This window comes from Micromonospora sp. NPDC023966 (assembly GCF_040639095.1).
Classification (GTDB): domain Bacteria; phylum Actinomycetota; class Actinomycetes; order Mycobacteriales; family Micromonosporaceae; genus Micromonospora.
In genome coordinates this window covers 85,589-108,586 of the sequence record NZ_JBEZZJ010000004.1, presented here as the reverse complement: position 1 = coordinate 108,586, position 22,998 = coordinate 85,589, and the positions used below count along the sequence as shown (strand labels likewise).

The following is a 22,998-nucleotide window of genomic DNA, read 5'->3' as shown; positions in this document are numbered from 1 at the left end:
TCCCGGCGACCCCTGGTGGATCAGGTGGTGAGACGGCCGGCGTGGCGGCGGACCGGGAGGCCCCCGGGCAGGTGCGCGGGGCCCTGCCCGTGCCAGTCGGTGACCAGGGCGTCCAGCGCCGCCACGTGCCGGTGCGACAGGGCGGCCGGCGGCGCGCCCAGCTCCCGGGCCCAGGCGTGCAGCACCCGGGTGCGTACCGCCGCCGGCAGTGCCGCCAGGCCGGCGACCGAGAGCCCGCCCTCGGCGGCCCGGATCTCGGCGAGCGCGGTGGCGGCGAGGTCGTCCAGGGCGGCGGCGTCGGCGGCCAGCAGGCGGGCGGTCCGGGCCAGGTTGTCCACCACCCCGGGGCCGAGCGCCTCGACCAGGGCCGGCAGCACGTCGGCGCGGACCCGGGACCGGGCGTACGCGGGGTCGGCGTTGTGCGGGTCCTCCCAGGGCGTGAGGCCGAGCGCGGCGCACGCTTCGCGGGTGTCGACGCGGGCGACGTCGAGCAGCGGGCGCAGCAGGGGCACCCCGTCCAGCTCGCGGTGGGGCGGCATGCCGGACAGCCCTCGCGGGCCGGCCCCCCGGGCCAGCGCGAGCAGCACCGTCTCGGCCTGGTCGTCGCGGGTGTGCCCGAGCAGCACCGCGGCCGCGTCGTGCCGGCGGGCGGCGGCGACCAGGGCGGCGTACCGGGCCTCGCGGGCGGCCGCCTCCGGGCCGCCGGGACGGCCGGCGACGGTCACCGGGACCACCTCGATCGGGTCGAAACCGGCCTCGGCCGCCCACCGGGCCACCCGTTCGGCGCGCTCGGCCGAGCCGGCTTGCAGGCCGTGGTCCACGGTCACCAGGCCGGCCCGGCGGTCGAGGCGGGGCGCCACGAAGGCGGTGGCGGCGGCCAGGGCGAGCGAGTCGGCGCCGCCGGAGCAGGCCACCAGCACCGGCCCGGCCCCGGGCAGCCCGGTCAACGCCCGGCGTACGGCGAGCCGGACGGCGGCGACCGGCGGGGGAAGCGCCGCCAACTCAGCCGGCGGCCGGGGGCACGTTCGCCGGGCCGCCGTGCACCCGGGCCACCCAGGCGTCCGGGTCACCCAGCTCGTCCAGGCGGGGCAGGGTGAGCGGCGAGGAGAAGATCTTGTTGAAACCGGCCATGCCGACCCGGTCCACCACGCCGTGCACGAACTTGCGGCCCTCGGCGTACTGGCGCATCTTGACCTCGATGCCGAGGATCCGGCGGATCGCCTTCTCCAGCGGGTTGCCGGACTCGCGGCGGCGGTTGAACGCTGCCCGGATCGACTCGACGCTGGGGATGACCTGCGGGCCGACGCCGTCCATGACGAACTCGGCGTGCCCCTCCAGCAGGGTCATCAGCGCGGTGAGCCGGTCCAGCACGGCACGCTGCGCCGGGGTCTGCACGATGTCCAGCACGCTGGCCCGGCTGTTCGGGTCCTTCACCGCGTCGGAGAGCGTGGCCACCCCGCGGCGCAGCCGCTCCAGCACGTGCTCGCCGCCCTGTGACGCGTCGACGAACGCCTGCACCTCGCTGAGGAAGTAGGCCCGCATCCACGGCACGGCGGTGAACTGGGTCCGGTGGGTCACCTCGTGCAGGCAGACCCAGAGGCGGAAGTCTCGCGGGTCGGCCCCCAGCTTCCGCTCCACCTCGACGATGTTCGGGGCGACCAGCAGGAGCTGGCCGGGGTCGCCGGCGAAGACCTCGTACTGGCCGAGCACCCGGCCGGAGAGGTACGCCAGCACGGTGCCGGCCTGCACCCCGGTGAGCCGGGAGCCGATCGCCTCGGTGAGCGGCCCGGGGCGCTTGTCGCCGGAGAGCCGATCCACCAGCGGAGTGATCACCTCGCGCAGCCCGGCGATGTTGGCGGCCGCCCAGTCCCGGCGGTCGACCACGCGGACCGGCGGGTGGGTGACCTGGGGGCGCAGACCGGTGTAGTTGGCGACGTGCCCGGCGGCCTCCTCGGTCAGCCGGCGCAGCTCGCCCACCACGTCGGTGGCCTCGGCGTACGACACCCGGGGGCCCGACTTGCCCAGCGCCCCCGCGGTCGCGGCGGCCAGATCCCAGTCCACGAACTGCGCCATGAACCCACCGTACCCGCGCCGCGACACCCCCACCCGGGCTCGCGCCAGCCGATCGACGCCGGTCGCAGCGGGCGGGACGGTCAGCGGCAGCCGCAGCCGGCCAGCGCGGAGGTGATCCGGTCGAGGGCCTGCCGGGTCTCGTCGAGGGTGTCCGGCGTGCGGTCGGTGAGGACGGCGAAGGTGAGCAGCCGGCCGTCGGTGGTGGTGACCAGCCCGGCGATGGCGTTCACCCCGCTGAGCGTCCCGGTCTTCGCCCGCACCACGCCCGCACCGGCCTTCGTCACCGCCGCCTGGTAGCGCTCGTCCAGGGTGCCGGACCAGCCGCCCACCGGCAGGCCGCCGAAGATCGCGGCCAGGTCGGGGTGGCTGCCGTTGCCGGCGAGCGTGATGAGGTCGGTGAGCAGCGATGGGCTGATCCGGTTGGTGCGGGACAGGCCGCTGCCGTCGGCCAGGCTGATCTCGTCGGCCGGCAGGCCCAGCTCGCCGAGCACCTGGTCGGTGGCGGCCGCGCCGCCCGCGAACGAGCCGGGCTTGCCCTTGGCGAGCGCGACCTGCCGGGCCATCGCCTCGGCGATCACGTTGTCGCTGTCGCTGATCATGATGTCGACCAGGCGGACCATCGGCAGTGACTGGACCTTGCCCAGCTCGGCGCCGGGGGCGGGCGTGCCGGTCGCCGTCGCGCCGGAGGCGGCGGGCGCGGTGCCCCGCTTCACCTCGGCGGCCGTTCCGGAGAGCCCGAGGAGCTTGGCGAACTGCCGGCCGGCGGTCAGGTCCGGCTGGGGCACCCGCTCGGCGGCGTGGTTCATGGCCTCCTCGGTCCGGCGGGCCTCCGCCGGGTCCCGCCGCGCGCCGTCGGTCATCAGCGCGGTGATGGCCGCGCCGAACCCGCCGGTGGGGATGTCGTCGTCCCAGCCGGGCTCGTAGACCGGGCCGCTGAACAGGGACGAGTCGACGGTGACCTTGGTCGGGGCGGTGCCGCCGAGCGCCTTGCGCACCTGGGCCGCGAGGTCGTCCAGTCGGGCCGCGCCCGGGTAGAAACCGTTCTTGTCGACGGCGAGGGTCGGGTCGCCGCCGCCCACCAGGACCACCTCGCCGGGGGCCGCGCCGGCCACCGCCCGGGTGGGGATCCGGTACGCCGGACCGCGGGCCGCCAGCACGGCGACCCCGGTGGCCAGCTTGGTCACCGAGGCGGGCACGGTCGGGGTGTCCTGCCCGCTGCCGTAGAGGGCCTCGCCGGTGGTCACGTCGGCCACCGACACGTTCACCCGCTCACCGAGCGCGGCGGCGCGGACCAGGGGTTCGAGCGCGGCGCGTACCCCGTCGGGGGTGGGCAGCGGGGCGTTGCCGTCCGCGCCGGCCAGCACGGCGGGCGGGGCGGGCTCGGACGACTGCGCGGCCGCGGTCGGGCTGTCCTCGCCGCCCAGCCAGCCGGCCACCGGGCCGGGGCGGACCACGGCCAGGCCGACCGCGGCCAGGGCGACGATCAGTACGGTGGCCAGCACCGCGACCAGCGGGAGCCGGCGTCGACGGGACGGCGGAGGCGGCGGCGGGAGCGGGGCGGCGCCGACCGGCGGGACGGGCGGGCTCACCGGGATGGATCCGGGCGCGTCGTAGCCGGGCCAGCTCACCGGCGCGGCCGGGCCCGGGCCGTGGTGCCGCGGGTCGGCCTGCCCGTAGTCCCGCGGGCCGGCGTGGCCGTACTGCCGGGGATCGGCGTGGCCGTAGTCCCGCGGCGCGGCGTTACCGTGGTCCCGGGGCGCCGCGTGGCCGTAGTCCCGCGGCGCCGCGTGACCGTAGTCCCGGGGCGCCGCGTGGCCGTAGTCCCGGGGCGCCGCGTGGCCGTACTCGCGCGGGGCGGCGCGGCCGTGGTCGGCGGGCCGGGGGTGGCCGTACTCCCCGGGGTTGGCGCGGCCGACCGGGGCGGACCCGGCGGCCGGCCCGGGGCGGTGGGCGGGGTTGGTGCCGGGGACCGAGACGCGGCCGGTGGCCCCGCCGGGACCGGAAGTGGCGGACCCGCGCCCGTCAACCCCTTCGGGGCGGTAGTGTGAATCTTCCCTCCCCACGACCCCCTCCTCCCCCGCTCAAAAGCGCCTTGGGTGACACTACTTCGGTCCGAACACTATGCGGCGGCCGGAGCCGGCGGGGGGCGTTCACCCCGTCCGGTGGGCGGCGCCACTGGTTTCCGTTAGCCAGCGTGGGCAAACGAGGGAGCGTGGGAGATGGATTTCGACGTCACGGTTGAGATCCCCAAGGGTCACCGCAACAAGTACGAGGTGGACCACGCGACCGGCCGGATCCGGCTGGACCGCACTCTCTTCACCTCCACCCAGTACCCGGCCGACTACGGCTTCATCGAGGGCACCCTCGGCGAGGACGGCGACCCGCTGGACGCGCTGGTGCTGGTGCCCGAGCCCACCTTCCCGGGCTGCCTGATCCGCTGCCGCACCATCGGCATGTTCCGGATGACCGACGAGAAGGGCGGCGACGACAAGGTCCTCTGCGTGCCCTACGAGGACCCGCGTCAGGAGCACCTGCGGGACATCCACCACCTGGGCGAGTTCGACCGGCTGGAGATCCAGCACTTCTTCGAGGTCTACAAGGACCTGGAGCCGGGCAAGTCGGTCGAGGGCGCGACCTGGGTGGGTCGCACCGAGGCGGAGGCCGAGATCGTGGCCTCGTACCAGCGCGCCAAGGAGGCCGCCGAGCGCGGCGAGACCCTGCACTGACCTGATCCGCGCCGACGGGCCCGGGCCGCTCCACGGAGCGACCCGGGCCCGCGTGCGTGCCGGTCAGCCGAGCAGGCCGCGGGCCCGGTCGTAGAGGTCGAGCACCGCGCAGGCCACCGGGACCACCGCCACCACCAGCGCCGTGTCGGTCAGGTCGGCCAGCCGACCGAGGTACGGGGAGACCGGTCGCCGGGCGTACGTGGCGCCGGCCGCGACGGCGACCAGGACCAGGGCCAGCCCGCCCACGGTCAGCGCCAGCCGGCCGGCCGGGCCGGCCCGGTCGGCGAGCACCGCGCCGAGCAGGGCGTACCCGGTCAGCCCGGCGGCGACGGCGGGCACCCGGTGGCGGACCGCCACGAAGAGCCGGGAGCGCAGCAGCAGCACCCCGCAGCCGACCGCCACCAGCAGCCGACCGGCGGTCCCGCCGGTGGTGGCGAGCACCGCGGTGGCCGCGACGGCCAGCACCGCGTGCCCGAGCAGCATCCCGGTCAGCATCTCCTCGGTGCGGGCCACGGCCGCGTGCACCCGGCCCCGGTCGGGCAGGTCACGGACGCCGGGCGGGCCGCCTGCCGGGGCGGGCAGGGTGATCGGTGGCAGCGGCACCTTGCCGAGCCGGATGGCCAGCAGCGGCAGCCCGCCCAGCGCGAAGACCAGCGCGCAGAGCAGCACGGCGGCGGTGCCGGCCGGGTCGAGGAGCAGCCCGCCGAGGCCGGCCGCCGCGCCGGCCGCGCCGGTGGTCGCGCCGGCCAGGAAGACCCGGGACCGGCTGGCCACCCCGAGCAGGCCGAGCACCGACACCAGCAGCAGCGCCACCGAGCCGGCGAGGAGTTCGGGCGCGCCGACCCAGCGCAACGGCCCGAGCGGGCCGACCGGGTCGCCGGTGCCGACCGCCAGGGCGCCGGCCGCGGCGGCCCAGGGCAGCGCGTACCCGCCGAGGGTGGCGCCGACCGGCCCGTCGCCGTAGGCCCGGGAGGCGGCGGTGGCGGCGAGGACCAGGAGCAGGGCGACCGTGGCGGCGACCGGCCAGCCGCTGCCCGGCCCCGGACCGGCGGCGAGCACGGCGAGCAGCCCGACGGCCAGCGGCACGCCCGCGCCGGCCAGGGCGGCTGCCCGGGTGGCCCCGGCCGACCAGGCGGCGCCCCGGCGGCGGGCCCCGTCGGCGATCGCCTCGACCACGTCGTCGTATTCCAGTTCGGGCCACTGGGCGCGGGCCGGGACGAGGTGCAGCACCTCGCCGTCGCGGACGCCCTGGGGCAGCAGCGCCTGCGCGGTGGCCAGCACCGCGCCGTCGGTCCGCCGCAGCACCCAGCCGCCGTGCCGTTCGCCGTCGTCGGCCAGCCCCTCCCCGGCGTGCCGGAGCACCTCGGGCAGCAGCTCGGCGAGGGGGACCTGCTCCGGCAGGGCCACGTCGACCCGCCGCCGGGGGGCGCTGATCGTGACCCGGGCCAGCCCGCTTGTCATCGATGTTTCTCCATATCGAGCGGGAACGGTGGCTGACGGACGAGTGGACTTTACCTACGATGAGCCAGGCTCGGGTTACCGAGAGCCATGGGGAGGCGGAGTGTCCACTGTCGTCATCAAGCGGCCGCCGCGCCGCCCGGCGCCGGAGATCCCGGCCGGTGAGCTGCCCGTCGAGGCGCCGCCGGAGATCCCCGCGGTGGCCGGCGGGCGGTGGCAGCAGGCGCTGATGGTGCTGCCGATGCTCGGCGGGACGGTGGCCATGGCGATGATGTTCGGCCGGGGCGGCGGGGCCTACTCGTACGTCGTGGGCGGCATGTTCGGGCTCTCCTCGGTGGCGATGCTGGTGACCTCCGGGGGCAGCGCCGGCCCGAAGAAGTCGGAGATGATGGCCGCCCGCCGGGAATACCTGCGGCACCTGGCCGCGCTGCGGCGCCGGGTCCGGGAGACCGCCGGGGCACAGCGGGCCGGGCTCTACTACCGGCACCCCGACCCGGGGCGGCTCTGGTCGACCGTGGAGAGCCACCGGGTCTGGGAGCGCCGGCCGGGCGACCCCGACTTCGCCGTGGTCCGGGTCGGGGTCGGGCCGCAGACGCTGGCCACCCCGCTGGTGCCGCCGGTCACCCGGCCGCTGGACGAGCTGGAGCCGATGACCGCGGGGGCGCTGCGGCGCTTCCTGGACGCGTACTCGGTGGTGCCGGACCTGCCGGTGGCGCTCTCGCTGCGCAGCTTCGCCCGGGTCTTCGTGCGCGGCCCGGCCGTCCCGGCGCTGGCCCGGGCCGTGCTCACCCAGCTCGCCGTCTTCCACGCCCCCGACGAGCTGCTGATCGCGGTCTGCGCCGGGCCGGAACGCCGGGCTCGGTGGGAGTGGGTCAAGTGGCTGCCACACGCCCACCACCCGGGCCGCACCGACGCGCTCGGCCCGGTCCGGCTGGTCACCAGCTCCGCCGCCGAGCTGGAACGGCTCCTCGACGACGTGCTGGCCAGCCGGTCCCGGTTCAGCCCGGCCGGTCCGGCCACCGACGGCCCGCACGTGCTGGTGGTGCTCGACGGCGGCGACCTGACCGGGGCCACCGACCTGGCCGGCGACGGCGGGATCGACGCGGTCACCGTGCTCGACCTGGACACCCCGCCGCCCCGCCTGCTCGACCGGTACGCCCTCCTGCTCGACGTGGTCGACGGCCGGCTGCACTCGCACTCCGCCGAGGGGCACGCCGAGGTGGGCGTGGCCGACGCGCTGGAGCCGGCCGACGCCGAGGCGGTGGCCCGCCGGCTCGCCCCGCTGCGGCTGGCCGGCACCGTACGCGGACCGGACGCCCCGCGCGGCGCCGAGCCGGGCCTGCCCGAGCTGCTCGGCCTCGGCGACCCGGAGAACTTCACGGCCGAGCAGGGCTGGGCGCCCCGGGCGGCCCGGGACCGGCTCCGGGTGCCGATCGGGGTGGGCGCCGACGGCGGGGCGATCGAGCTGGACCTCAAGGAGTCGGCGCAGGACGGGATGGGCCCGCACGGGCTGCTCATCGGCGCCACCGGCTCGGGCAAGTCCGAGCTGCTCCGCACGCTGGTGCTCGGGCTGGCCGCCACGCACAGCTCGGAGCAGCTCAACTTCGTGCTGGTCGACTTCAAGGGCGGCGCCACCTTCGCGCCGTTCGAACGGCTGCCGCACACCGCCGCGGTGATCACCAACCTGGCCGACGCGCTGCCGCTGGTCGACCGGATGGTCGACGCGATCAACGGCGAGCTGATGCGCCGGCAGGAGCTGCTGCGCCGGGCGGGCAACTTCGCCGGTGTGCGCGACTACGAGCGGGCCCGGGCGGCCGGCACCCCGCTCGCCCCGCTTCCGTCGTTGCTCCTCGTCTGCGACGAGTTCTCCGAGCTGCTCTCCGCCAAGCCCGACTTCATCGACCTCTTCGTGCAGATCGGCCGGCTGGGCCGGTCGCTCGGCGTGCACCTGCTGCTCGCCTCGCAGCGGCTGGAGGAGGGCCGGCTGCGCGGGCTGGACACCCACCTGTCGTACCGGATCGGGTTGCGCACCTTCTCGGCGCTGGAGTCCCGGACGGTGCTCGGCGTGCCGGACGCGCACGAGCTGCCCCGCAGCCCAGGGCACGGCTACCTGCGCTCCGGCATCGACCCGCTGGTCCGGTTCAAGGCCGCATACGTCTCCGGCGCGGTACGCCGGCGGGCCGGCCCGGCGGGGGCGGCCGGCGCCGGCAGCCCGCGGCTGCTCGCCTTCTCCACCCACCTGGTGCCGGTGCCCGAGCCGGCCACCCCGGCCGTCCTCCCCGCCGAGGAGGAGACCGGCGAGACCCTGCTCGACCTGATGGTCGGGCGGCTGGCCGGGCAGGGCCCGCCGGCGCACCAGGTGTGGCTGCCCCCGCTCGACGAGTCACCGTCCCTCGACGAGCTGCTCGGCCCGGTCGGCGCGGACCCGGTCCGCGGGCTCACCGTGGGCAACCCGGAGCTGCACGGCGCCCTCCAGGTGCCGGTGGCCGTGGTCGACAAGCCGTTCGAGCAGCGCCGCGACCTGTTCTGGCTGGCCCTGGACGGGGCGGCCGGGCACGTCGCGGTGGTCGGCACCACGCGTAGCGGCCGGTCCACCCTGCTCCGCACCCTGGTCTGCGCGCTGGCACTCACCCACACCCCGGCCGAGGTGCAGGTCTACTGCCTGGATCTCGGCGGCGGGACGCTCGGCGCGCTGCGCGACCTGCCGCACGTCGGCGGGGTGAGCGGCCGGGCCGACGACACCGCGGTACGCCGGACCGTCGGCGAGATCGCCACCCTGCTGGCCGAGCGGGAGCGGCGGTTCACCGAGGCCGGGGTGGAGTCGATGGCGGCCTGGCGCCGGCGCCGGGCCACGACGACGTCGGCCGGCACCGACCCGTTCGGCGACGTGTTCCTGGTGGTAGACGGCTGGAACACCCTGCGCAGCGAGTACGAGGACCTGGAACCCCTGGTCACCGAGCTGGCCACCCGGGGCCTGGCGTACGGGGTGCACGTGGTGGCGAGCGCGCTGCGCTGGTCGGACTTCCGGCCGGCGATCCGGGACCTGTTCGGCTCCCGGTTGGAGCTGCGCCTCGGCGACCCGGCCGACTCGGTGGTGGTCAAGCGCGCGCTCGCAGCGACCGTCCCCGAGGAGCGGCCGGGGCGCGGGATCACCGCGGGCGGGCTGCACTTCCTCGCCGCCGAGCCCCGGGTCGCCGGCCTCGGGGCCGAGACCGGCGACCTGGTCAAGGCGGTCGCCGGGGCCTGGGCCGGGCCGGTCGCGCCCCCGGTGCGGCTGCTCCCGCCGGTGCTGCCCTACGCCGAGCTGGACCAGGCCGCGACCACCGGCCTGGCCTTCCCGATCGGGGTGGCCGAGGCGGACCTGCGTCCGGTGGTGCTGGACTTCGCCAGCGAGCCGAACTTCGTGGTCTTCGGCGACGCCGAGTGCGGCAAGTCCTCGTTCCTGCGGGCGCTGGCCACCTCGATCGTCCACCGGTTCACCCCGGAGCAGGCCCGGGTGATCCTGGTCGACTACCGGCGCAGCCTGATGGGCGCCATCGAGACGGCGCACCTGATCGGGTACGGGACCGCCGCGCCGCACACCGCCGAGCTGATCGAGTCGGCGGCCGGCTACCTCCAGGGGCGGCTGCCCGGGCCGGGGGTCACTCCGGCGGAGCTGCGTACCCGGTCGTGGTGGACCGGGCCGGAGCTGTTCGTGCTGGTGGACGACTACGACCTGGTGGCCGGCGGGCCGACCAACCCGGTGCGGGCGCTGGAGGAGCACCTGCCGCACGCCCGGGACGTCGGCCTGCACCTGGTGCTTGCCCGCCGCTCCGGGGGTGCGGGCCGGACCTCGTTCGAGCCGGTCATCCAGCGGTTGCGGGAGTTGTCCACGGCCGGGCTGGTGATGTCGGGCGCCCCGGAGGAGGGTCCGCTCGTCGGTCAGGTGAAGGCCGGCCCGCTGCCGCCGGGCCGGGGTCGCCTGGTCACCCGGCGGGAGGGCGTACGCCTGGTCCAGCTGGCCCATCTCCCGCCCGGGTGACCAGCCCCACCGAGTTGCACCGTGACGTACGGGAAACCCGGTAATCTCCGAGCAGCATGTGTCTGACGCGACGAAATGGCTGGGGAATGTGACCAGGGATCGGCAGGGAGTTCCCACCGCGCCACCCCGGCGTCTCGCCGGGCGCGCGCTGCTCGGCGCGGTGGCGGTCGTGGCCACCGTGGCCGGTCCACTGGCCCCGCCCGCGCACGCCGCCCCAGCCGTCGCGACCCGCGAACCGGCCCGGCTCGCCCCGCTGCACACGGTGGCCCGGACGGACCAGGTCCGCGACGAGCAGTGGCAGCTCGAGGAGCTTCGCGCGAAGACGGCCTGGCGCACCTCGACGGGGCGCGGCGTGGTGGTCGCGGTCATCGATTCGGGTGTGGACGGTACCCATCCCGACCTGGCCGGCCAGGTGCTTCCCGGCGTCGACCTGGTCACGCCGGACGGCGGGGACGGGCCGGACCCGGTGGGCCACGGCACCACGGTGGCCGGTCTGATCGCCGGGCGGGCCGATGACGACCGCGGCGTCCTGGGGCTGGCGCCGGACGCCCGGATCCTCCCGGTCCGCGTCCTGGACGACGAGAACCGCTACGACGACGCACTGATCGTCGCCAAGGGGGTGCGCTGGGCGGTCGACAACGGCGCGCGCGTGATCAACCTGTCCCTCGGCGGCGGCGGGGACAGCCCGGCCCTCGCCGCGGCCCTCGACTACGCCTTCGCCCGGGACGTGGTGGTGGTCGCCTGCACCGGCAACCTGGCCACCTCGAACAGCCCGAAGGTCTGGTACCCGGCCCGCGAGCCGGGGGTACTGGCGGTCGCCGGTCTCGACCGCAACAGCCGGAACCTCTGGTCCGGCTCGATCACCGGCCACCAGACCGTGCTCACCGCGCCGGCCACCGCGCTCTACGGCGCCCGCCCGGAGGGCTACTGGCGGGTGCAGGGCACCAGTTTCGCCGCCCCGCTGGTCGCCGCGACGGCCGCGCTGGTCCGGGCCCGCTATCCGCGGATGTCCGCCGGGGACGTGGTCAACCGGCTGATCACGACGGCCCGCGACCTCGGTCCCACCGGCCGTGACGACCGGTTCGGCTACGGCATGGTCGACCCGGTGGCCGCGCTCACCGCCGACGTGCCGCCGGTCGGCCGCAACCCCCTCGACGACAACGACTCTCCCGGCGTGGTGGGCTTCGGGCCGGCCCCCGGCGCCGGCCGCGACACCCGGGCCGCCGCCGGGCAGGGCGGCGAACCGTTCGGCTACGGCCCGCAGCAGCAGACCCGGTGGTCGGCCCGCCCGGCCGGCCAGGCCGACGACTCGGCGCCGGAACGGCTCTGGTCCGGCCTGGCCCTGTTCGTCGCCCTGGTCACCGGCGCCGCGCTGATGGTCCGCCGGTTCCGGCAGTCCCACCGCTGACCGCCGGCCCGTCTGACGGAGCCCAACCCTGGGTAGTGACCAACGCATGAACACGTCCGGCCACCTGACCTCCCTGCCCGAGCGGTCCTGGCGGCGGCGCCGCCTCGACCCGGACCATTCGCTGGGCCTGCGGCTCACCCTGGCCGCCCTCGCCGCGTTCCTGGTGCTGGTGCCGTTCGCCCTCCTCGCGCTGCTGGTGCTGGACGCCTGGTCGCCGCTGTCCCGGCTGGACGCCACGATCACCGACGCCCTGCACGGGTACGCCCTCGACCATCCGGCCTGGGTCCGGGTGATGGCGGTCTGGACCGACGTCTTCGGGCCCGGCCCGCTCCGGGTGGCCGCCGCCGGGGTGGTGGTCTGGTTGCTGCTGCGCGGCGCGCCCCGGCTGGCGCTCTGGGTGGTCACCACGATGACCGTCGGCGGGCTGCTCGGCGCACTGCTCAAGCTGCTGGTGGGCCGGCACCGGCCGGACCTGCTCGACCCGGTGGCCCGGGCGGCCGGCTACTCCTTCCCGTCCGGCCACGCGCTGAACGCCACCCTGGCCGCCGGGGTGCTGCTGCTGGTCTTCCTGCCCTTCGCCCGGCACAGCCGGGCGGTGCGCGGCGCGCTCTGGACTGCGGCCGTGCTGATCGCGGTGGTGACCGGGCTCAGCCGGATCGCGCTGGGGGTGCACTGGACCAGCGACGTGGTCGGCGGCTGGCTGCTCGGCGTGGCGGTGGTCGCCGCCACCACGGCCGCGTTCTCCACCTGGCGGACCCGGGTCGGCCGGCGGCCGGCGCGTACCGCCCGGGAGGGGGTCGAGCCGGAGTTGGCCGAACCGGGGCCGGACGGCCGCCACGCGTAGTCCGGCATCCGCCGGGGTAATGGGCGGCTCATGTCCGATGTCGCGGTCCAGATCGCCCGGCGGGTCCTGCTGCCGGTGGCCCTGCTCTTCGCCGTCCTGGTGGCGCTGGGCCTCCTGGTCACCCGGGTGCTCGCGAAGACCTGGCCGTTCACCGTCGAGGACGCGCTCAACCGCGAGTTCGCCGCGCACCGGACCGCCGGCTGGAACGACGTCTCGCTGGTGTTCAGCACGCTGGCCAGCACTCAACTGATCGTCGTGGTGACGGTGCTGGTGGCGCTGGTGCTGCGGCTGGTGCTGCACCGCTGGCGGGAGCCGCTCTTCCTCTGCGCCGCGGTGAGCGCGCAGGCGCTGATCTTCCTCTTCACCACCATGGTCATCGACCGGACCCGTCCCGCCGTCGAGCACATGGACGACTCGCCGCCGACCTCCAGCTTCCCGTCCGGGCACACGTCGGCCGCGATGGCGCTCTACGTGGGCATCGCGGTGCTGCTCGCGCTGCGGGCAAGGAGCACCCCGGCCAAGGTCGGCTGGTGGGCCCTGCTGGTGCTGGTGCCGGTCGGGGTCGCGCTCACCCGGATGTACCGGGGCATGCACCACCCCAGCGACGTGGTGGCGTCCTTCCTGAACGGCGGCGCCTGCGTGGCGATCATGGCGCGGGCGGTGCTCGACCGCACGCTCACCTGGGGCCGGGCCAAGCTGCCGCTCGGCCGCTCCGGCGACGGCGTGACCCGGGCGGGCGCCTCCGCCGGCTGACCGCCGCCGGCTCAGGTGCACTCGCCGGTGGCCACCCCCCGGGTACGCTCCGCGCCGGCCAGCGCCACCGACCGCGCCTCGGCGGACGTGACCGCGAAGCCGGTGTTCGGGTCGTCCGCGGCGGCCGCGAAGATCACGCCGAGCACCAACCCGTTCGAGGAGACCAGCGGGCCGCCCGAGTTGCCGCTGCGGACCAGCGCCCGGATCGTGTAGATCTCCCGGGTCACGTCGCCGGCGGAGTAGATGTCCGGCCCGGTGATCCGGTCGACGTCGCGGATCCGGGCCGGGCGGGCGTCGTACGGGCCGTCGAGGGGGAAACCGAGCACGATGGCGTCGGCCCCGCTGCCGGCCTCCCCGGCGGCGAAGCGCAGCGACGGCCCGGGCAGCCCCGGCACGTGCAGCACGGCCAGGTCCCGCTCGGGGTCGTAGACGACGACCTCGCCGTCGTAGCGGTCGCCGCGCAGTTCCACCGCCACCGTGCGGGTGCCCGCCACCACGTGCGCGTTGGTCATCACCCGGTCGTCGGCGTACACGAAGCCGGAGCCCTCGATGCGGCGGGCGCAGCTCGGCGCGGAGCCCAGCACCTTCACCACCGACCGCTGGCTGTTCTTCACCACCTGGGAGTTGGCCAGCGTCGGGTCGGGCGGGGAGACCTGCCGGGCCCGGGTCGGCGCGAGGTCGCCGAAGACGTCCGGGAAGCCGTTGGTGTCGACCGTGTCGCGCAGCGCCGTGGACAGCTCCTGCGCCTTGTCCGGCAGCACCCGGTCGACGACGGTGAGCAGCGCGCTGTTGCGGACGGACGAGGCCAGCCAGGGCACCGACGAGGAGCCCAGCGGCACGGCGACCAGCCAGGCCACCAGCATGACCGCGAAGACCGAGATGACCGCGCCGCCGGCGTCGTCGATCTTCCGCCCGGCCGGCCCGGTGATCGCCGCCCGCAGGTTGGAGCCGAGCCAGCCGGCCAGCGCCTGGCCCAGCACGGCCAGCCCGAAGATGGCCACCAGGGAGATCAGCACGCGGGTGCCGCTGTCGGTGAACTGCCGGGCGACCAGCGGCCCGAGCTGGAGGCCGAGCAGCGCGCCCAGGAAGAAGCCGGAGAACGACAGCGCCCCGATGACGAAGCCCTGACGGTATCCGCTGATCGCGAACACGAGCATGAGCAGGAGCAGTACGAGATCCACGGCGGACACGCCCCAAGGGTACGGGCACCGCGCCCGGAAGAGGCTGGCCGCTCGCTGAACGTGACCTTCGGATTCGCGCCGGTGAGCCCGGTCGGCTCAGCGGACCGGGCTCTCGTCGACCGCGTCGGTGCCGGCCGAGGGGGCCGGGGCGGCGGCCGGCGGCAGTTCCACCACCCGGGACCGCGGCCACGGGCGGGCCCAGCCGCCCATCTCCAGCAGCGTGTTCAGCACCCCGGCGGTGAAGCCCCAGACCAGCATGCCGCGCACCGAGAAGGCCGGGCCGATCCAGCCGCTCGGGTGGCGGACCCGCATCCGGTTCGCCGGGTCGACCAGCTCGGCGACCGGCAGCCGGGCGACATGCGCCACCTCGGCCGGCTCGCGCGGGTGCACCGGGTGCGGGGCGTGCCACCAGGCGAGCACCGGGGTGACCACGAAGTCGCTGACCGGGATCCACAGCCTCGGCAGCTCGGCCAGCACGGTCACCGTGCTCGGGTCGAGGTCGACCTCCTCGTTCGCCTCGCGCAGCGCGGTGGCGCGGGCGTCGGCGTCCTCCGGGTCGGCCGCGCCGCCGGGGAAGGCCGGCTGCCCGGCGTGGTTGCGCAGCGTGGCGGCGCGCTGGAGGACCAGCACGTCCGGGCCGGCGCCCGGTTCCTCGCCGAGCAGCACCAGCACCGCGCTCTCGCGGCCGCCGCTCTCCGGGGTGGCGAGCCGGGTGAAGTCCTCGGCGCGCGCGGTGCCGAGCCGGTGGAGCAGCGGGTCGAGCCAGTCCGGCGGCCGTCGGGTCACAGCCGCACCCCGAGGTGGGTACGGACGAGCTCGGCGAGGCGGGCGTCGTCCAGCGCACCGGTCGAGTCGGTGTGCCGGATCCGCCCGTCGGCGTCGACCAGGACGGTCAGCGGGAAGGCGTTGCGGCCGAGCGCCCGCTCGAACGCGTCACCCTGGTCGACCAGCATGGGGAACCGGACGCCGAAGTCCTCGCCGATGGACTGGGCGCCGCCGCGGCTGTCCCGGCTGTTGACCCCGATCACCTGGAACCGGCCGTCGGCCCGCTCGCTGAGCCGTTGGAAGGCGGGCAGCTCCTTGCGGCACGGCGGGCACCAGGACGCCCACACGTTGATCACCGCCGGCCCCTTGATGTCGCGGACGTTCACCGGCGCGCCCCCCGTGAAGCAGGAGAGGGCCAGGTCGGGCAGCGGATCGCCCGGCGTGCCGGACGGGGCCGGGGCGGACGCCGGCGCGGCGGCCAGCGGGGCGCAGTCGGCGAACGGCGAGGGACGCTCGGCCCGGGTGGCCGGCGCCGGGCCCGCGGACTCCTCGGTGCTGGCGGTGCAGCCGGCCACCGCGAGCAGCAGCGGGACGAGCAGGTAGGCGAACCGGCGGGTCACGGCACCTCCGCCGCGACCGCCTGCTGCGGCACCAGGTCGGGGTCGATGCCGACGGCCGCCGCCAGATCCCGGGCGCGCGGCCCCTTGAGCAGCTTGGCCGCGGCCACCGGGTCGGTCGGCCCGGTGCCGTACGCCGGGCAGAGCTGCGCCAGTGTGCAGGCGCCGCAGGCCGGCTTGCGGGCGTGGCAGACCCGCCGGCCGTGGAAGATGATCCGGTGCGACAGCATCGTCCAGTCGCGCTTCGGGTAGAGCGCCCCGATCGCGTGCTCGATCTTGACCGGGTCGGTCTCGGTGGTCAGCCCCCACCGCTGCACGAGCCGCTGGAAGTGGGTGTCGACCGTGATGCCGGGGACGTCGAAGGCGTTGCCGAGGATCACGTTGGCGGTCTTGCGCCCGATGCCCGGGAGGGTGACCAGATCGGCCAGCTTGCCGGGGACCTCGCCGTCGTAGCGCTCGCAGAGGGCCCGGCCGAGGTTGATCAGGGAGCTGGTCTTGTTCCGGTAGAACCCGGTGGGCCGGATCAGCTCCTCCAGCTCGGCGCGGTCCGCCCCGGCGTAATCGGCCGCCGTGCGGTAGCGGGCGAACAGCTTCGGGGTGACCTCGTTGACCTTCTTGTCCGTGCACTGGGCCGACAGGATCGTGGCGACGGCCAGCTCCAGCGCGTTGGAGTGGTCGAGTTCACAGTGCGCGTCGGGGTGGGTCTCGGTCAGCACCCGGCCGATCCGCCGGGCGCGGCGCGTACGACCGAGGTCGGTCTCGGGGGAGCGCGTTGTCACGCCGGCCAGCCTACGTCGCGGGGACGACGTCCCGGCGGGCCCACGCGCGCGGTGGTTGCCTCAGCCGCCCGCCGGAGCGCTGATCTTGCCGGAATCGTCGACCCGCGCGCCGGTCTTCGGGAAGTCGGCCCCGCTCATCTCGCGGACCAGCCCGAGGCCCTGGTCCTGCCGGTCGATGGCCGGCCGGCCCACGCTGTTCATCCTGGTCGAGGTGAACTGGCCCCCGACGAAGCGCCCCTCCGCGGTCAGCGAGACCTTCAACACGCCACCCCAGCCGAGCCGGCCCGAGCTGTTCAGCGACTTCCCACCGCCGGCGAAGTTGCCCAGGCTGTAGGCGATCAGCCGCCCCTTGTAGAACTCCATGCCGCGCAGCACGTGGGGGCCGTGCCCGATCACCAGGTCGGCGCCGGCGTCGATCACCGCGTGCGAGAAGCGGATCGGGTCGCCCCGGTTCTCCCCGAAGAACATCTCGCTGCCCGGCTTCACGTGGCTCCGGTCGGCGCCCTCGGCGCCCATGTGCACCTGCACCACGACCAGGTCGGCCATCCCCTTGGCCATGGTGATGACCTGCTTCGCGGCGTCGAGGTCGACCAGGCTGTTCGACCACGGGTACGACGAGAAGCCCGCCACCGCGACCTTGATGCCCTTGACGTCGACCACGGTGATCTCGCCGGGCGCGCCGGTGTGCTTGAGCCCGTGCGCCTCCAGCGCCGACTGGGTGTTCTCGTAGCCCTGCTGGCCGTAGTCGTAGCCGTGGTTGTTGGCCTGGTTGAGCAGCTGGAACCCGGCCGAGCGCAGGTGCGCCGCCCAGCCCGGGGGCGCCCGGAACTGGTAGCAGTTCTTCGGCTGCGGGCCGCACTTGCCGGCGCCGGTGTCGTCGGTGAGCGGCTCCTCCAGGTTGCCCATCACCAGGTCACCCTTGAGCGCGGCCTTGACGTCGTCGAAGAAGCCCTTCCCGCCGTTGGCGGGCAGCCGGGACGGGGCGTTGCCCATGATCACGTCACCGGTCGCGGTCAGCGAGATCGACTTCTCGGCCGGCTCGCCCGACGCGGCGGGCTGGTCGGCCTCGGCGGGGACCGCCGACCCGGTCGAGCCCCCGCCCTGGCCCGGCTGCCAGATCGGCCCGTCGCCGGAACCCTCGCCGCAGCCAGCGGCGAGCAGGACGACGAGCAGCGCGCCGAGGGCCGCGGCGAGGCGCGCGGAGCGGCGGCGAGGACGAGGCACGGAGAGGGCGGGAGCGTACATCGTCCGCGACGCTACCGTCCCGGGAACACCGCGACGAGGGCCGATCGGTCGGAAAACCCGATCGGCGGGACCGGCCACGCTCAACCCGCCCGCCGGTCGGACCAGGGCACGACCGGCCCGGCGCCGCCGGCCAGGACGGCCGCGTGCACGGCCCGGGCCAGCGGGGCGCCCCAGGCCGAGCGGGGGCCGCCGTACGGGGCCGGGTCGCCGTCGGCCGGGCAGAGCACGGTGACCGCGTCGGTGGGGGTGCCGGTGGCCGGCAGCCCCAGCTCCCAGATCGCCTGCGCCTTCGCCTCGGTGGCCGTGGCCACCGCGTTGACCAGGGCGGCCTCGCCGAGCCGGGCCGGCACGTACACGACGATGTTGACCGTGCCGACCCGCTGGGCGGGCGTTGCGGGCGCGGGCGCGGCGGCCCAGACCGGGGTGCCGAGGCCGACCGTGGCCCAGACCCGTACGCCGCCGTCCGCGCGGGTCACCACCTCGGTCACGTCGACCCCGGTCAGCAGCCCGACGCCGGGGCCGGCCAGGCCGAGCCCGGCGGCCAGGTCGGTCAGGTGCGCGGCGGGGTCGTCCCGGTCGTACGACATCGGCACGGTCGCGTTGACCACCCACCGCCGTACGCCGATCCCGCCGCCCAGTGGGGCGGAGCCGATCGCCAGCAGCGGCGTCTCGGCCCGCCAGACCAGCAGCGGGAGGTCCCACCCGTCCTCGGGTCGGGTGGTCAGGAACGGCTCGCTCAGCACGCCGGTCACCCTACGATCACAGGTGGGGACGGGTGGTGCCGGCCCGGACCGGGGGACGGGGATCCTAGTCGTCGACCGGGTCGAGCAGGTTACGCCCAACGATCAAGATTCCAGGGGTGCACCTCTGATTCCCGCTCATGTGCGCCTAGACTGGCGGCGCGCGAGGGATCAGCGGACGGCGGACCCGGCCGACGGACGGCACGCGCAAGCGGAGGTGCGCGATGGACGAGGTACTGGCCCGCAGCGGGATCTTCCAGGGTGTCGACCCGGAGGCTGCCGAGGCGCTCGCCAAGGAGATGGAGACGATCGAGGTCCGCAAGGGCGAGGTCGTCTTCAACGAGGGCGAGCCCGGCGACAGTCTCTACATCCTCCTGTCCGGCAAGATCAAGGTGGGTCGCCGGGCCGCGGACGGCCGGCAGAACCTGATCGCCGTGATGGGCCCGTCGGACATGGTCGGCGAGCTGTCGCTCTTCGACCCCGGCCCGCGTACGGCGACGGCCACGGCGGTCACCGACACCCGGCTGGTCCGGCTGCGCAAGCAGGCGCTGCGGCCCTGGCTGAACAACCGGCCCGAGATCGCCGAGCAGCTGCTGCGGGTGCTGGCCCGCCGGCTGCGCCGGACCAACGACTCGCTGGCCGACCTGATCTTCACGGACGTGCCCGGCCGGGTCGCCAAGAACCTGCTCCAAATGGCCGGCCGGTTCGGCACCCGCGACGGCGGCGTGCTGCGGGTGACCCACGACCTGACCCAGGAGGAGATCGCCCAGCTCGTCGGCGCCTCCCGGGAGACCGTCAACAAGGCCCTGGCCGACTTCGCCTCGCGCGGCTGGCTGCGGCTCGACGGCAAGAGCATCATCATCCTCGACCCGGAGCGCCTGGCCCGCCGCGCGCGGGTCTGACCCCTCCACGAGCGTCCCGGCCCGGCCCGCCTCCGCGGTCCGGGCCGGTTGCCGTCCTGGCGGCGCCGCGCCCGGCGCGGTGAGGCCACGGGCCGGGCCGGTCCCGTCTCTGCCGGCCGCAGAATTGCTGGACCAGCCGGCCGGCCGGGCGCAGGCTGGGGCGATGATCGAGCGGGTAGCTGTCCTCTCCGACATCCACGGCGTGCTGCCGGCGCTGGAGGCCGTGCTGGCCGAGCCGGACGTGGCGGCCGCCGACCTAATCGTGCTCACCGGCGACATCGCCGCCGGCCCGCAGCCGGTCGAGGTGCTCGACCTGCTCGCCTCGCTCGGCGACCGGGCCCGCTGGGTCGGCGGCAACGCCGACCGCGAGCTGGTCGAGGCGCGGGCCGGGCGACCGGCCAAGATCGAGGTGTCCGACTGGGCCGCGGCCCAGCTCCGCGAGGACCAGGTGGCCCGGCTGGCCGCGCTGCCGCCGACCGTCACGCTGCCGGTCGCCGGCCTCGGCGAGGTCATCTTCTGCCACGCCACGCCCCGCGACGACGAGGAGGTCGTGCTGGTCGACTCCCGGCTGGAGCGCTGGGCCGAGGTCTTCGCCGGGCTGCCGGCCCGGGTGGGCACGGTGGTCTGCGGGCACACCCACATGCCGTTCACCCGGCTGGTGGACCGCCGCCTGGTGGTCAACCCCGGCAGCGTCGGCATGCCGTACGGCGGCGCGGGCGCCTGGTGGGCGCTGCTCGGGCCGGGCGTGCAACTGCGCCGGACCGGCTACGACGTGGACGCCGCCTGCGCCCGGGTGGCCGCCGAGTCGGGCTTCCCGGACGCCGCCGCCTGGGCCGACGAGTACCTGCGTTCCCGCCACAGCGACGCGGACGCGCTCACCGTCTTCGGCCCGCGCGACGGCCGCTGACCGGCCACACCCGCAGGAGATCGTGAAGTTTGTGAATTCCCGGCCCGACAGCGGCAGCGCGGGTGGCGGGACCGGCCGGGGTCGACCCGGCCGGTCCCTCCGTGGGTCAGCGGTGGGTCAGGTAGTCGCGGGCCGTCGCACGCAGCCGGGCGTGCACCTCGTCGTACCCGCGGGCCCCGCTTAGGTAGCGCTTGTCCACCTTCGCCACCATCGTGTAGTTCGTGTCGCACACGTTGCCGACCGGCGCCTCACCGGCCTGGCTGATCAGCTGGTACGCGTCGAGCTGGTCCAGCCCGACCAGCTCGGCGGTCCAGGTGACCAGGTCGTGCTGGCTGATCCGGTAGGCGTCCTCGAGCGGGCGGGCCGAGCCGGTGGACATCAGCGCGTCGTCCGACTCCAGCCGCGGCCACGGGGTGCCGATCCCCTTGACGACGTCCACCACGACCGTGGTGTTCATGGCGGCCTCGAGGCCGGTGCCGCAGACCTCGCCATGGCCCTGCCGGCAGTGCCCGTCCCCGAGGGCGAAGAGCGCTCCGGACACGTTCACGCCGAAGTACGCGGTGACCCCGGCCCGCAGCTCGGGGGTGTCCATGTTGCCGCCGTGCGCGTCCGGGGTGATCGTCATCCGCGCCTCGAAGGCGCCCGGCGCCACCCCGGCGGTGCCGTGCATCGGATCCAGCGGCAGCGCCACGGTGTAGTCGCCCCGCCGTGCCCGGTACGTCGCCGTGCCGGCGGCGACGTCGACGTCGTACCGCCAGACCACCTCGTCGAGCGGGGGTTGCAGGGTGGCCGTCGTGTGGGTGCCGGTGAGCGCGCCGAAGTGCGGGAAGGTGGTGGACACGGCCCAGTCCCGGGCCGGCTCGATGGAGATGAAGTGCACGGCGAGCGTGTCGCCGGGCTCGGCCCCCTCGACGTGGATCGGCCCGGTCACCGGGTTGAGGTACGGGAACTGGCAGACCCGCGACGGCAGGTCGTCGACGCTGCGGACGCGCCCGCCGAAGCAGTCCTCCGTGTACAGCTCGAGGATCGCGCCCGGGCGCACCCTGAGCACCGCCTCGCGCCCGCCGAAGGTGTAGGAGAGCTCGTCCGGCTCCGGCCGGTACCTCACCACGTCGGCCGTCACTGCGGCTCCTTCACCGGCTCGTCGGTGCTCTCGTGGGCGACGTCGACCAGCGCGGCGAGCTCGGGACGCCGGCCCGTCAGGTAGAAGACCAGCAGGACCAGCAGCCCGATGCCCAACCAGACGAAGCCGAGCACCTGGGCGGCGACCTTGGCGTTGATCACGACGTAGAGCAGGATCAGGAACCCGATCACCGGCACCACCAGATGCCGCAGCCAGTCCCGGCTGCCGTTGCGCACGACGTAGTGGGTCACGACGGAGACGTGCAGCGCCAGGAACGCCGTCATGGCGCCGAAGTTGACCAGTGTGGACAGCAGCGAGATGCCGTCGTCCCGGCTGGCCATGTAGAGGCCGAGGGCCAGCGAGATGGCGGCGACCAGCAGGGTGGCGTTGGCGGGCACCCTGTGTTTCGGGTTGATCCGGGCGAGGAAGCGCGGCATCTGCCGGTCGCGGGCCATCGCGTACAGCAGGCGGGAGGTCGCGGCCTGGGCCACGAGGGAGTTGGCGAAGCCCCAGGCGATCGCGGTGGCCAGGGCGGTCAGCCCGGCCAGCCAGCCCCCGCCGGCCGCGCGGGCCGCGTCGTAGAACGCGGTCCCCTCCGGGTCGCCGTTGTCGAGCAGGCCGGGTGCGTCCGGCACCAGCAGGGCCGCGACCCAGGTCTGCACGACGAACAGGGCACCGGCCAGCAGCAGCGCCCCGACCATCGCCCGGCCGATCTGCCGGGCCTCCTCGCGGCTCTCCTCGGCCAGCATCGAGATCCCGTCGAAACCGAGGAAGGAGAGCACGGCGATCGACACCGCGCCGAAGACCAGCGGCCAGGAGAAGGTGCCCGCGTCGTACAGCGGCCGGAACGAGAAGCCCGCACCCTTGCCCTGGGCCAGCGCCACCACGCCGACGACCAGGAAGATCGCGAGGATGACCAGCTCGGCGGCGAGCATCACCCGGTTGACCCGGGCGGTCATCTTGATGCCGAGGTAGTTGACGACGGTGTTGAGCACGACGAAGGCCGCCAGCCACACCCACACCGGCACGCCGGGCACGAGGGAGTGCATGGCCACGCTGGCCACCAGGTAGAGCAGGCCGGGCACGAGGACGTAGTCGAGCAGGATCACCCAGCCGGCGAGGAAGCCGACGGGCGGTGCGATGCCGCGACCGGTGTAGCTGTAGACGGACCCGGCCATGGGGAACGCGCGGACCATCTGCGCGTACGAGGAGGCGGTGAACATCATCGCCACCATGCCGATGAGGTAGGCCAGCGCGACCATGCCGCCGGAGCCGGCATACACGCTGCCGAAGATGCCGAAGGGCGCGATCGGCACCATGAAGATCAGTCCGTAGATGAGCAGGTCGGTGAAGGTGAGGGTCCGGCTCAGTTCCTGCCGGTAACCGAACCGTTCGACCTGGACGGATGTCTCGGATGGGTCGGGAGGTTGAGTCACGGCACGCCTCCTTGATCTGG

At 75.3% G+C, this 22,998-nt stretch carries 19 protein-coding genes; 7 read left to right on the top strand and 12 right to left on the bottom strand.

Annotated elements, in window-relative coordinates; genetic code table 11:
• Positions 1–20: 20 nt before the first annotated feature.
• The 3 genes from tilS to dacB all read right to left on the bottom strand — a co-directional run bounded on the left by tilS (position 21) and on the right by dacB (position 3,662).
• Positions 21–1,001: a tRNA lysidine(34) synthetase TilS gene (gene tilS / locus AB0F68_RS08775; protein ID WP_357334060.1), complete on the bottom strand. Its 981-nt coding sequence runs from the start codon at positions 999–1,001 to the stop codon at positions 21–23.
• A gap of 1 nt (position 1,002) precedes the next feature.
• The gene (locus AB0F68_RS08770) at positions 1,003–2,073 is read right to left on the bottom strand and encodes a zinc-dependent metalloprotease (RefSeq protein WP_357334058.1); all 1,071 of its coding nucleotides are present in this window, start codon (positions 2,071–2,073) and stop codon (positions 1,003–1,005) included.
• A gap of 80 nt (positions 2,074–2,153) precedes the next feature.
• Positions 2,154–3,662, bottom strand: a complete 1,509-nt coding sequence (dacB, locus tag AB0F68_RS08765) for a D-alanyl-D-alanine carboxypeptidase/D-alanyl-D-alanine-endopeptidase (RefSeq protein ID WP_357334715.1) — start codon at positions 3,660–3,662, stop codon at positions 2,154–2,156.
• A 630-nt stretch (positions 3,663–4,292) separates the two neighbouring features.
• Between dacB and AB0F68_RS08760 the strand changes: the two genes are divergently transcribed.
• Complete coding sequence (locus tag AB0F68_RS08760; RefSeq protein ID WP_091266984.1) at positions 4,293–4,799, top strand: inorganic diphosphatase; 507 nt, start codon at positions 4,293–4,295, stop codon at positions 4,797–4,799.
• 63 nt (positions 4,800–4,862) lie between these two features.
• Here AB0F68_RS08760 and eccD read toward each other — a convergent pair whose 3' ends face one another.
• On the bottom strand, positions 4,863–6,260 hold the full coding sequence (eccD, locus tag AB0F68_RS08755; RefSeq protein ID WP_357334055.1) for a type VII secretion integral membrane protein EccD: 1,398 nt from the start codon (positions 6,258–6,260) through the stop codon (positions 4,863–4,865).
• Positions 6,261–6,360: 100 nt separating this feature from the next.
• Here eccD and eccCa point away from each other — a divergent pair, with 100 nt between their 5' ends.
• The 4 genes from eccCa to AB0F68_RS08735 all read left to right on the top strand — a co-directional run bounded on the left by eccCa (position 6,361) and on the right by AB0F68_RS08735 (position 13,283).
• Entirely contained in the window at positions 6,361–10,278 is a 3,918-nt protein-coding gene (eccCa, locus tag AB0F68_RS08750) for a type VII secretion protein EccCa (RefSeq protein WP_357334053.1), read from the top strand.
• Positions 10,279–10,366: 88 nt separating this feature from the next.
• Entirely contained in the window at positions 10,367–11,686 is a 1,320-nt protein-coding gene (mycP, locus tag AB0F68_RS08745; protein WP_357334051.1) for a type VII secretion-associated serine protease mycosin, read from the top strand.
• 46 nt (positions 11,687–11,732) lie between these two features.
• The gene (locus tag AB0F68_RS08740) at positions 11,733–12,530 is read left to right on the top strand and encodes a phosphatase PAP2 family protein (RefSeq protein ID WP_357334048.1); all 798 of its coding nucleotides are present in this window, start codon (positions 11,733–11,735) and stop codon (positions 12,528–12,530) included.
• 30 nt (positions 12,531–12,560) lie between these two features.
• Positions 12,561–13,283, top strand: a complete 723-nt coding sequence (locus AB0F68_RS08735; RefSeq protein ID WP_357334046.1) for a phosphatase PAP2 family protein — start codon at positions 12,561–12,563, stop codon at positions 13,281–13,283.
• An 11-nt stretch (positions 13,284–13,294) separates the two neighbouring features.
• Here the strand turns inward: AB0F68_RS08735 and AB0F68_RS08730 are convergent, their stop codons facing one another.
• The 6 genes from AB0F68_RS08730 to AB0F68_RS08705 all read right to left on the bottom strand — a co-directional run bounded on the left by AB0F68_RS08730 (position 13,295) and on the right by AB0F68_RS08705 (position 18,613).
• On the bottom strand, positions 13,295–14,473 hold the full coding sequence (locus AB0F68_RS08730; RefSeq protein ID WP_357334044.1) for a MarP family serine protease: 1,179 nt from the start codon (positions 14,471–14,473) through the stop codon (positions 13,295–13,297).
• Positions 14,474–14,560: 87 nt separating this feature from the next.
• Complete coding sequence (locus AB0F68_RS08725) at positions 14,561–15,250, bottom strand: CoA pyrophosphatase (RefSeq protein ID WP_357334042.1); 690 nt, start codon at positions 15,248–15,250, stop codon at positions 14,561–14,563.
• Complete coding sequence (locus tag AB0F68_RS08720) at positions 15,247–15,849, bottom strand: TlpA disulfide reductase family protein (RefSeq protein ID WP_357334040.1); 603 nt, start codon at positions 15,847–15,849, stop codon at positions 15,247–15,249. Before AB0F68_RS08720 ends, AB0F68_RS08725 begins: the two co-directional genes overlap by 4 nt.
• Positions 15,846–16,625, bottom strand: a complete 780-nt coding sequence (nth, locus tag AB0F68_RS08715; RefSeq protein ID WP_357334038.1) for an endonuclease III — start codon at positions 16,623–16,625, stop codon at positions 15,846–15,848. The genes AB0F68_RS08720 and nth overlap by 4 nt, the downstream gene beginning before the upstream one ends.
• Positions 16,626–16,685: 60 nt before the next feature.
• Complete coding sequence (locus tag AB0F68_RS08710) at positions 16,686–17,870, bottom strand: CapA family protein (RefSeq protein ID WP_357334035.1); 1,185 nt, start codon at positions 17,868–17,870, stop codon at positions 16,686–16,688.
• An 80-nt stretch (positions 17,871–17,950) separates the two neighbouring features.
• Positions 17,951–18,613, bottom strand: coding sequence for an adenosylcobinamide amidohydrolase (locus AB0F68_RS08705; RefSeq protein WP_357334711.1), 663 nt, complete (start codon positions 18,611–18,613; stop codon positions 17,951–17,953).
• A gap of 221 nt (positions 18,614–18,834) precedes the next feature.
• Between AB0F68_RS08705 and AB0F68_RS08700 the strand changes: the two genes are divergently transcribed.
• Complete coding sequence (locus tag AB0F68_RS08700; RefSeq protein ID WP_007073398.1) at positions 18,835–19,512, top strand: Crp/Fnr family transcriptional regulator; 678 nt, start codon at positions 18,835–18,837, stop codon at positions 19,510–19,512.
• Positions 19,513–19,675: 163 nt separating this feature from the next.
• Positions 19,676–20,419 (top strand): metallophosphoesterase family protein, encoded by a 744-nt coding sequence (locus AB0F68_RS08695; protein WP_357334033.1) that lies wholly within the window; start codon positions 19,676–19,678, stop codon positions 20,417–20,419.
• Positions 20,420–20,525: 106 nt separating this feature from the next.
• Here AB0F68_RS08695 and AB0F68_RS08690 read toward each other — a convergent pair whose 3' ends face one another.
• Positions 20,526–21,542, bottom strand: a complete 1,017-nt coding sequence (locus tag AB0F68_RS08690; RefSeq protein WP_357334031.1) for an acetamidase/formamidase family protein — start codon at positions 21,540–21,542, stop codon at positions 20,526–20,528.
• On the bottom strand, positions 21,539–22,978 hold the full coding sequence (locus AB0F68_RS08685; RefSeq protein ID WP_357334029.1) for an APC family permease: 1,440 nt from the start codon (positions 22,976–22,978) through the stop codon (positions 21,539–21,541). The genes AB0F68_RS08690 and AB0F68_RS08685 overlap by 4 nt, the downstream gene beginning before the upstream one ends.
• Positions 22,979–22,998 lie beyond the last annotated feature (20 nt).

What these genes read in the sequence shown, in the direction of transcription:
- AB0F68_RS08770 (WP_357334058.1), bottom strand. Translation starts at nt 2,073, where the DNA reads ATGGCGCAGTTCGTGGACTGGGATCTGGCCGCCGCGACCGCGGGGGCG.
- AB0F68_RS08760 (WP_091266984.1), top strand. Translation starts at nt 4,293, where the DNA reads ATGGATTTCGACGTCACGGTTGAGATCCCCAAGGGTCACCGCAACAAG.
- eccD (WP_357334055.1), bottom strand. Translation starts at nt 6,260, where the DNA reads ATGACAAGCGGGCTGGCCCGGGTCACGATCAGCGCCCCCCGGCGGCGG.
- AB0F68_RS08740 (WP_357334048.1), top strand. Translation starts at nt 11,733, where the DNA reads ATGAACACGTCCGGCCACCTGACCTCCCTGCCCGAGCGGTCCTGGCGG.
- AB0F68_RS08735 (WP_357334046.1), top strand. Translation starts at nt 12,561, where the DNA reads ATGTCCGATGTCGCGGTCCAGATCGCCCGGCGGGTCCTGCTGCCGGTG.
- AB0F68_RS08710 (WP_357334035.1), bottom strand. Translation starts at nt 17,870, where the DNA reads ATGTACGCTCCCGCCCTCTCCGTGCCTCGTCCTCGCCGCCGCTCCGCG.
- AB0F68_RS08700 (WP_007073398.1), top strand. Translation starts at nt 18,835, where the DNA reads ATGGACGAGGTACTGGCCCGCAGCGGGATCTTCCAGGGTGTCGACCCG.
- AB0F68_RS08695 (WP_357334033.1), top strand. Translation starts at nt 19,676, where the DNA reads ATGATCGAGCGGGTAGCTGTCCTCTCCGACATCCACGGCGTGCTGCCG.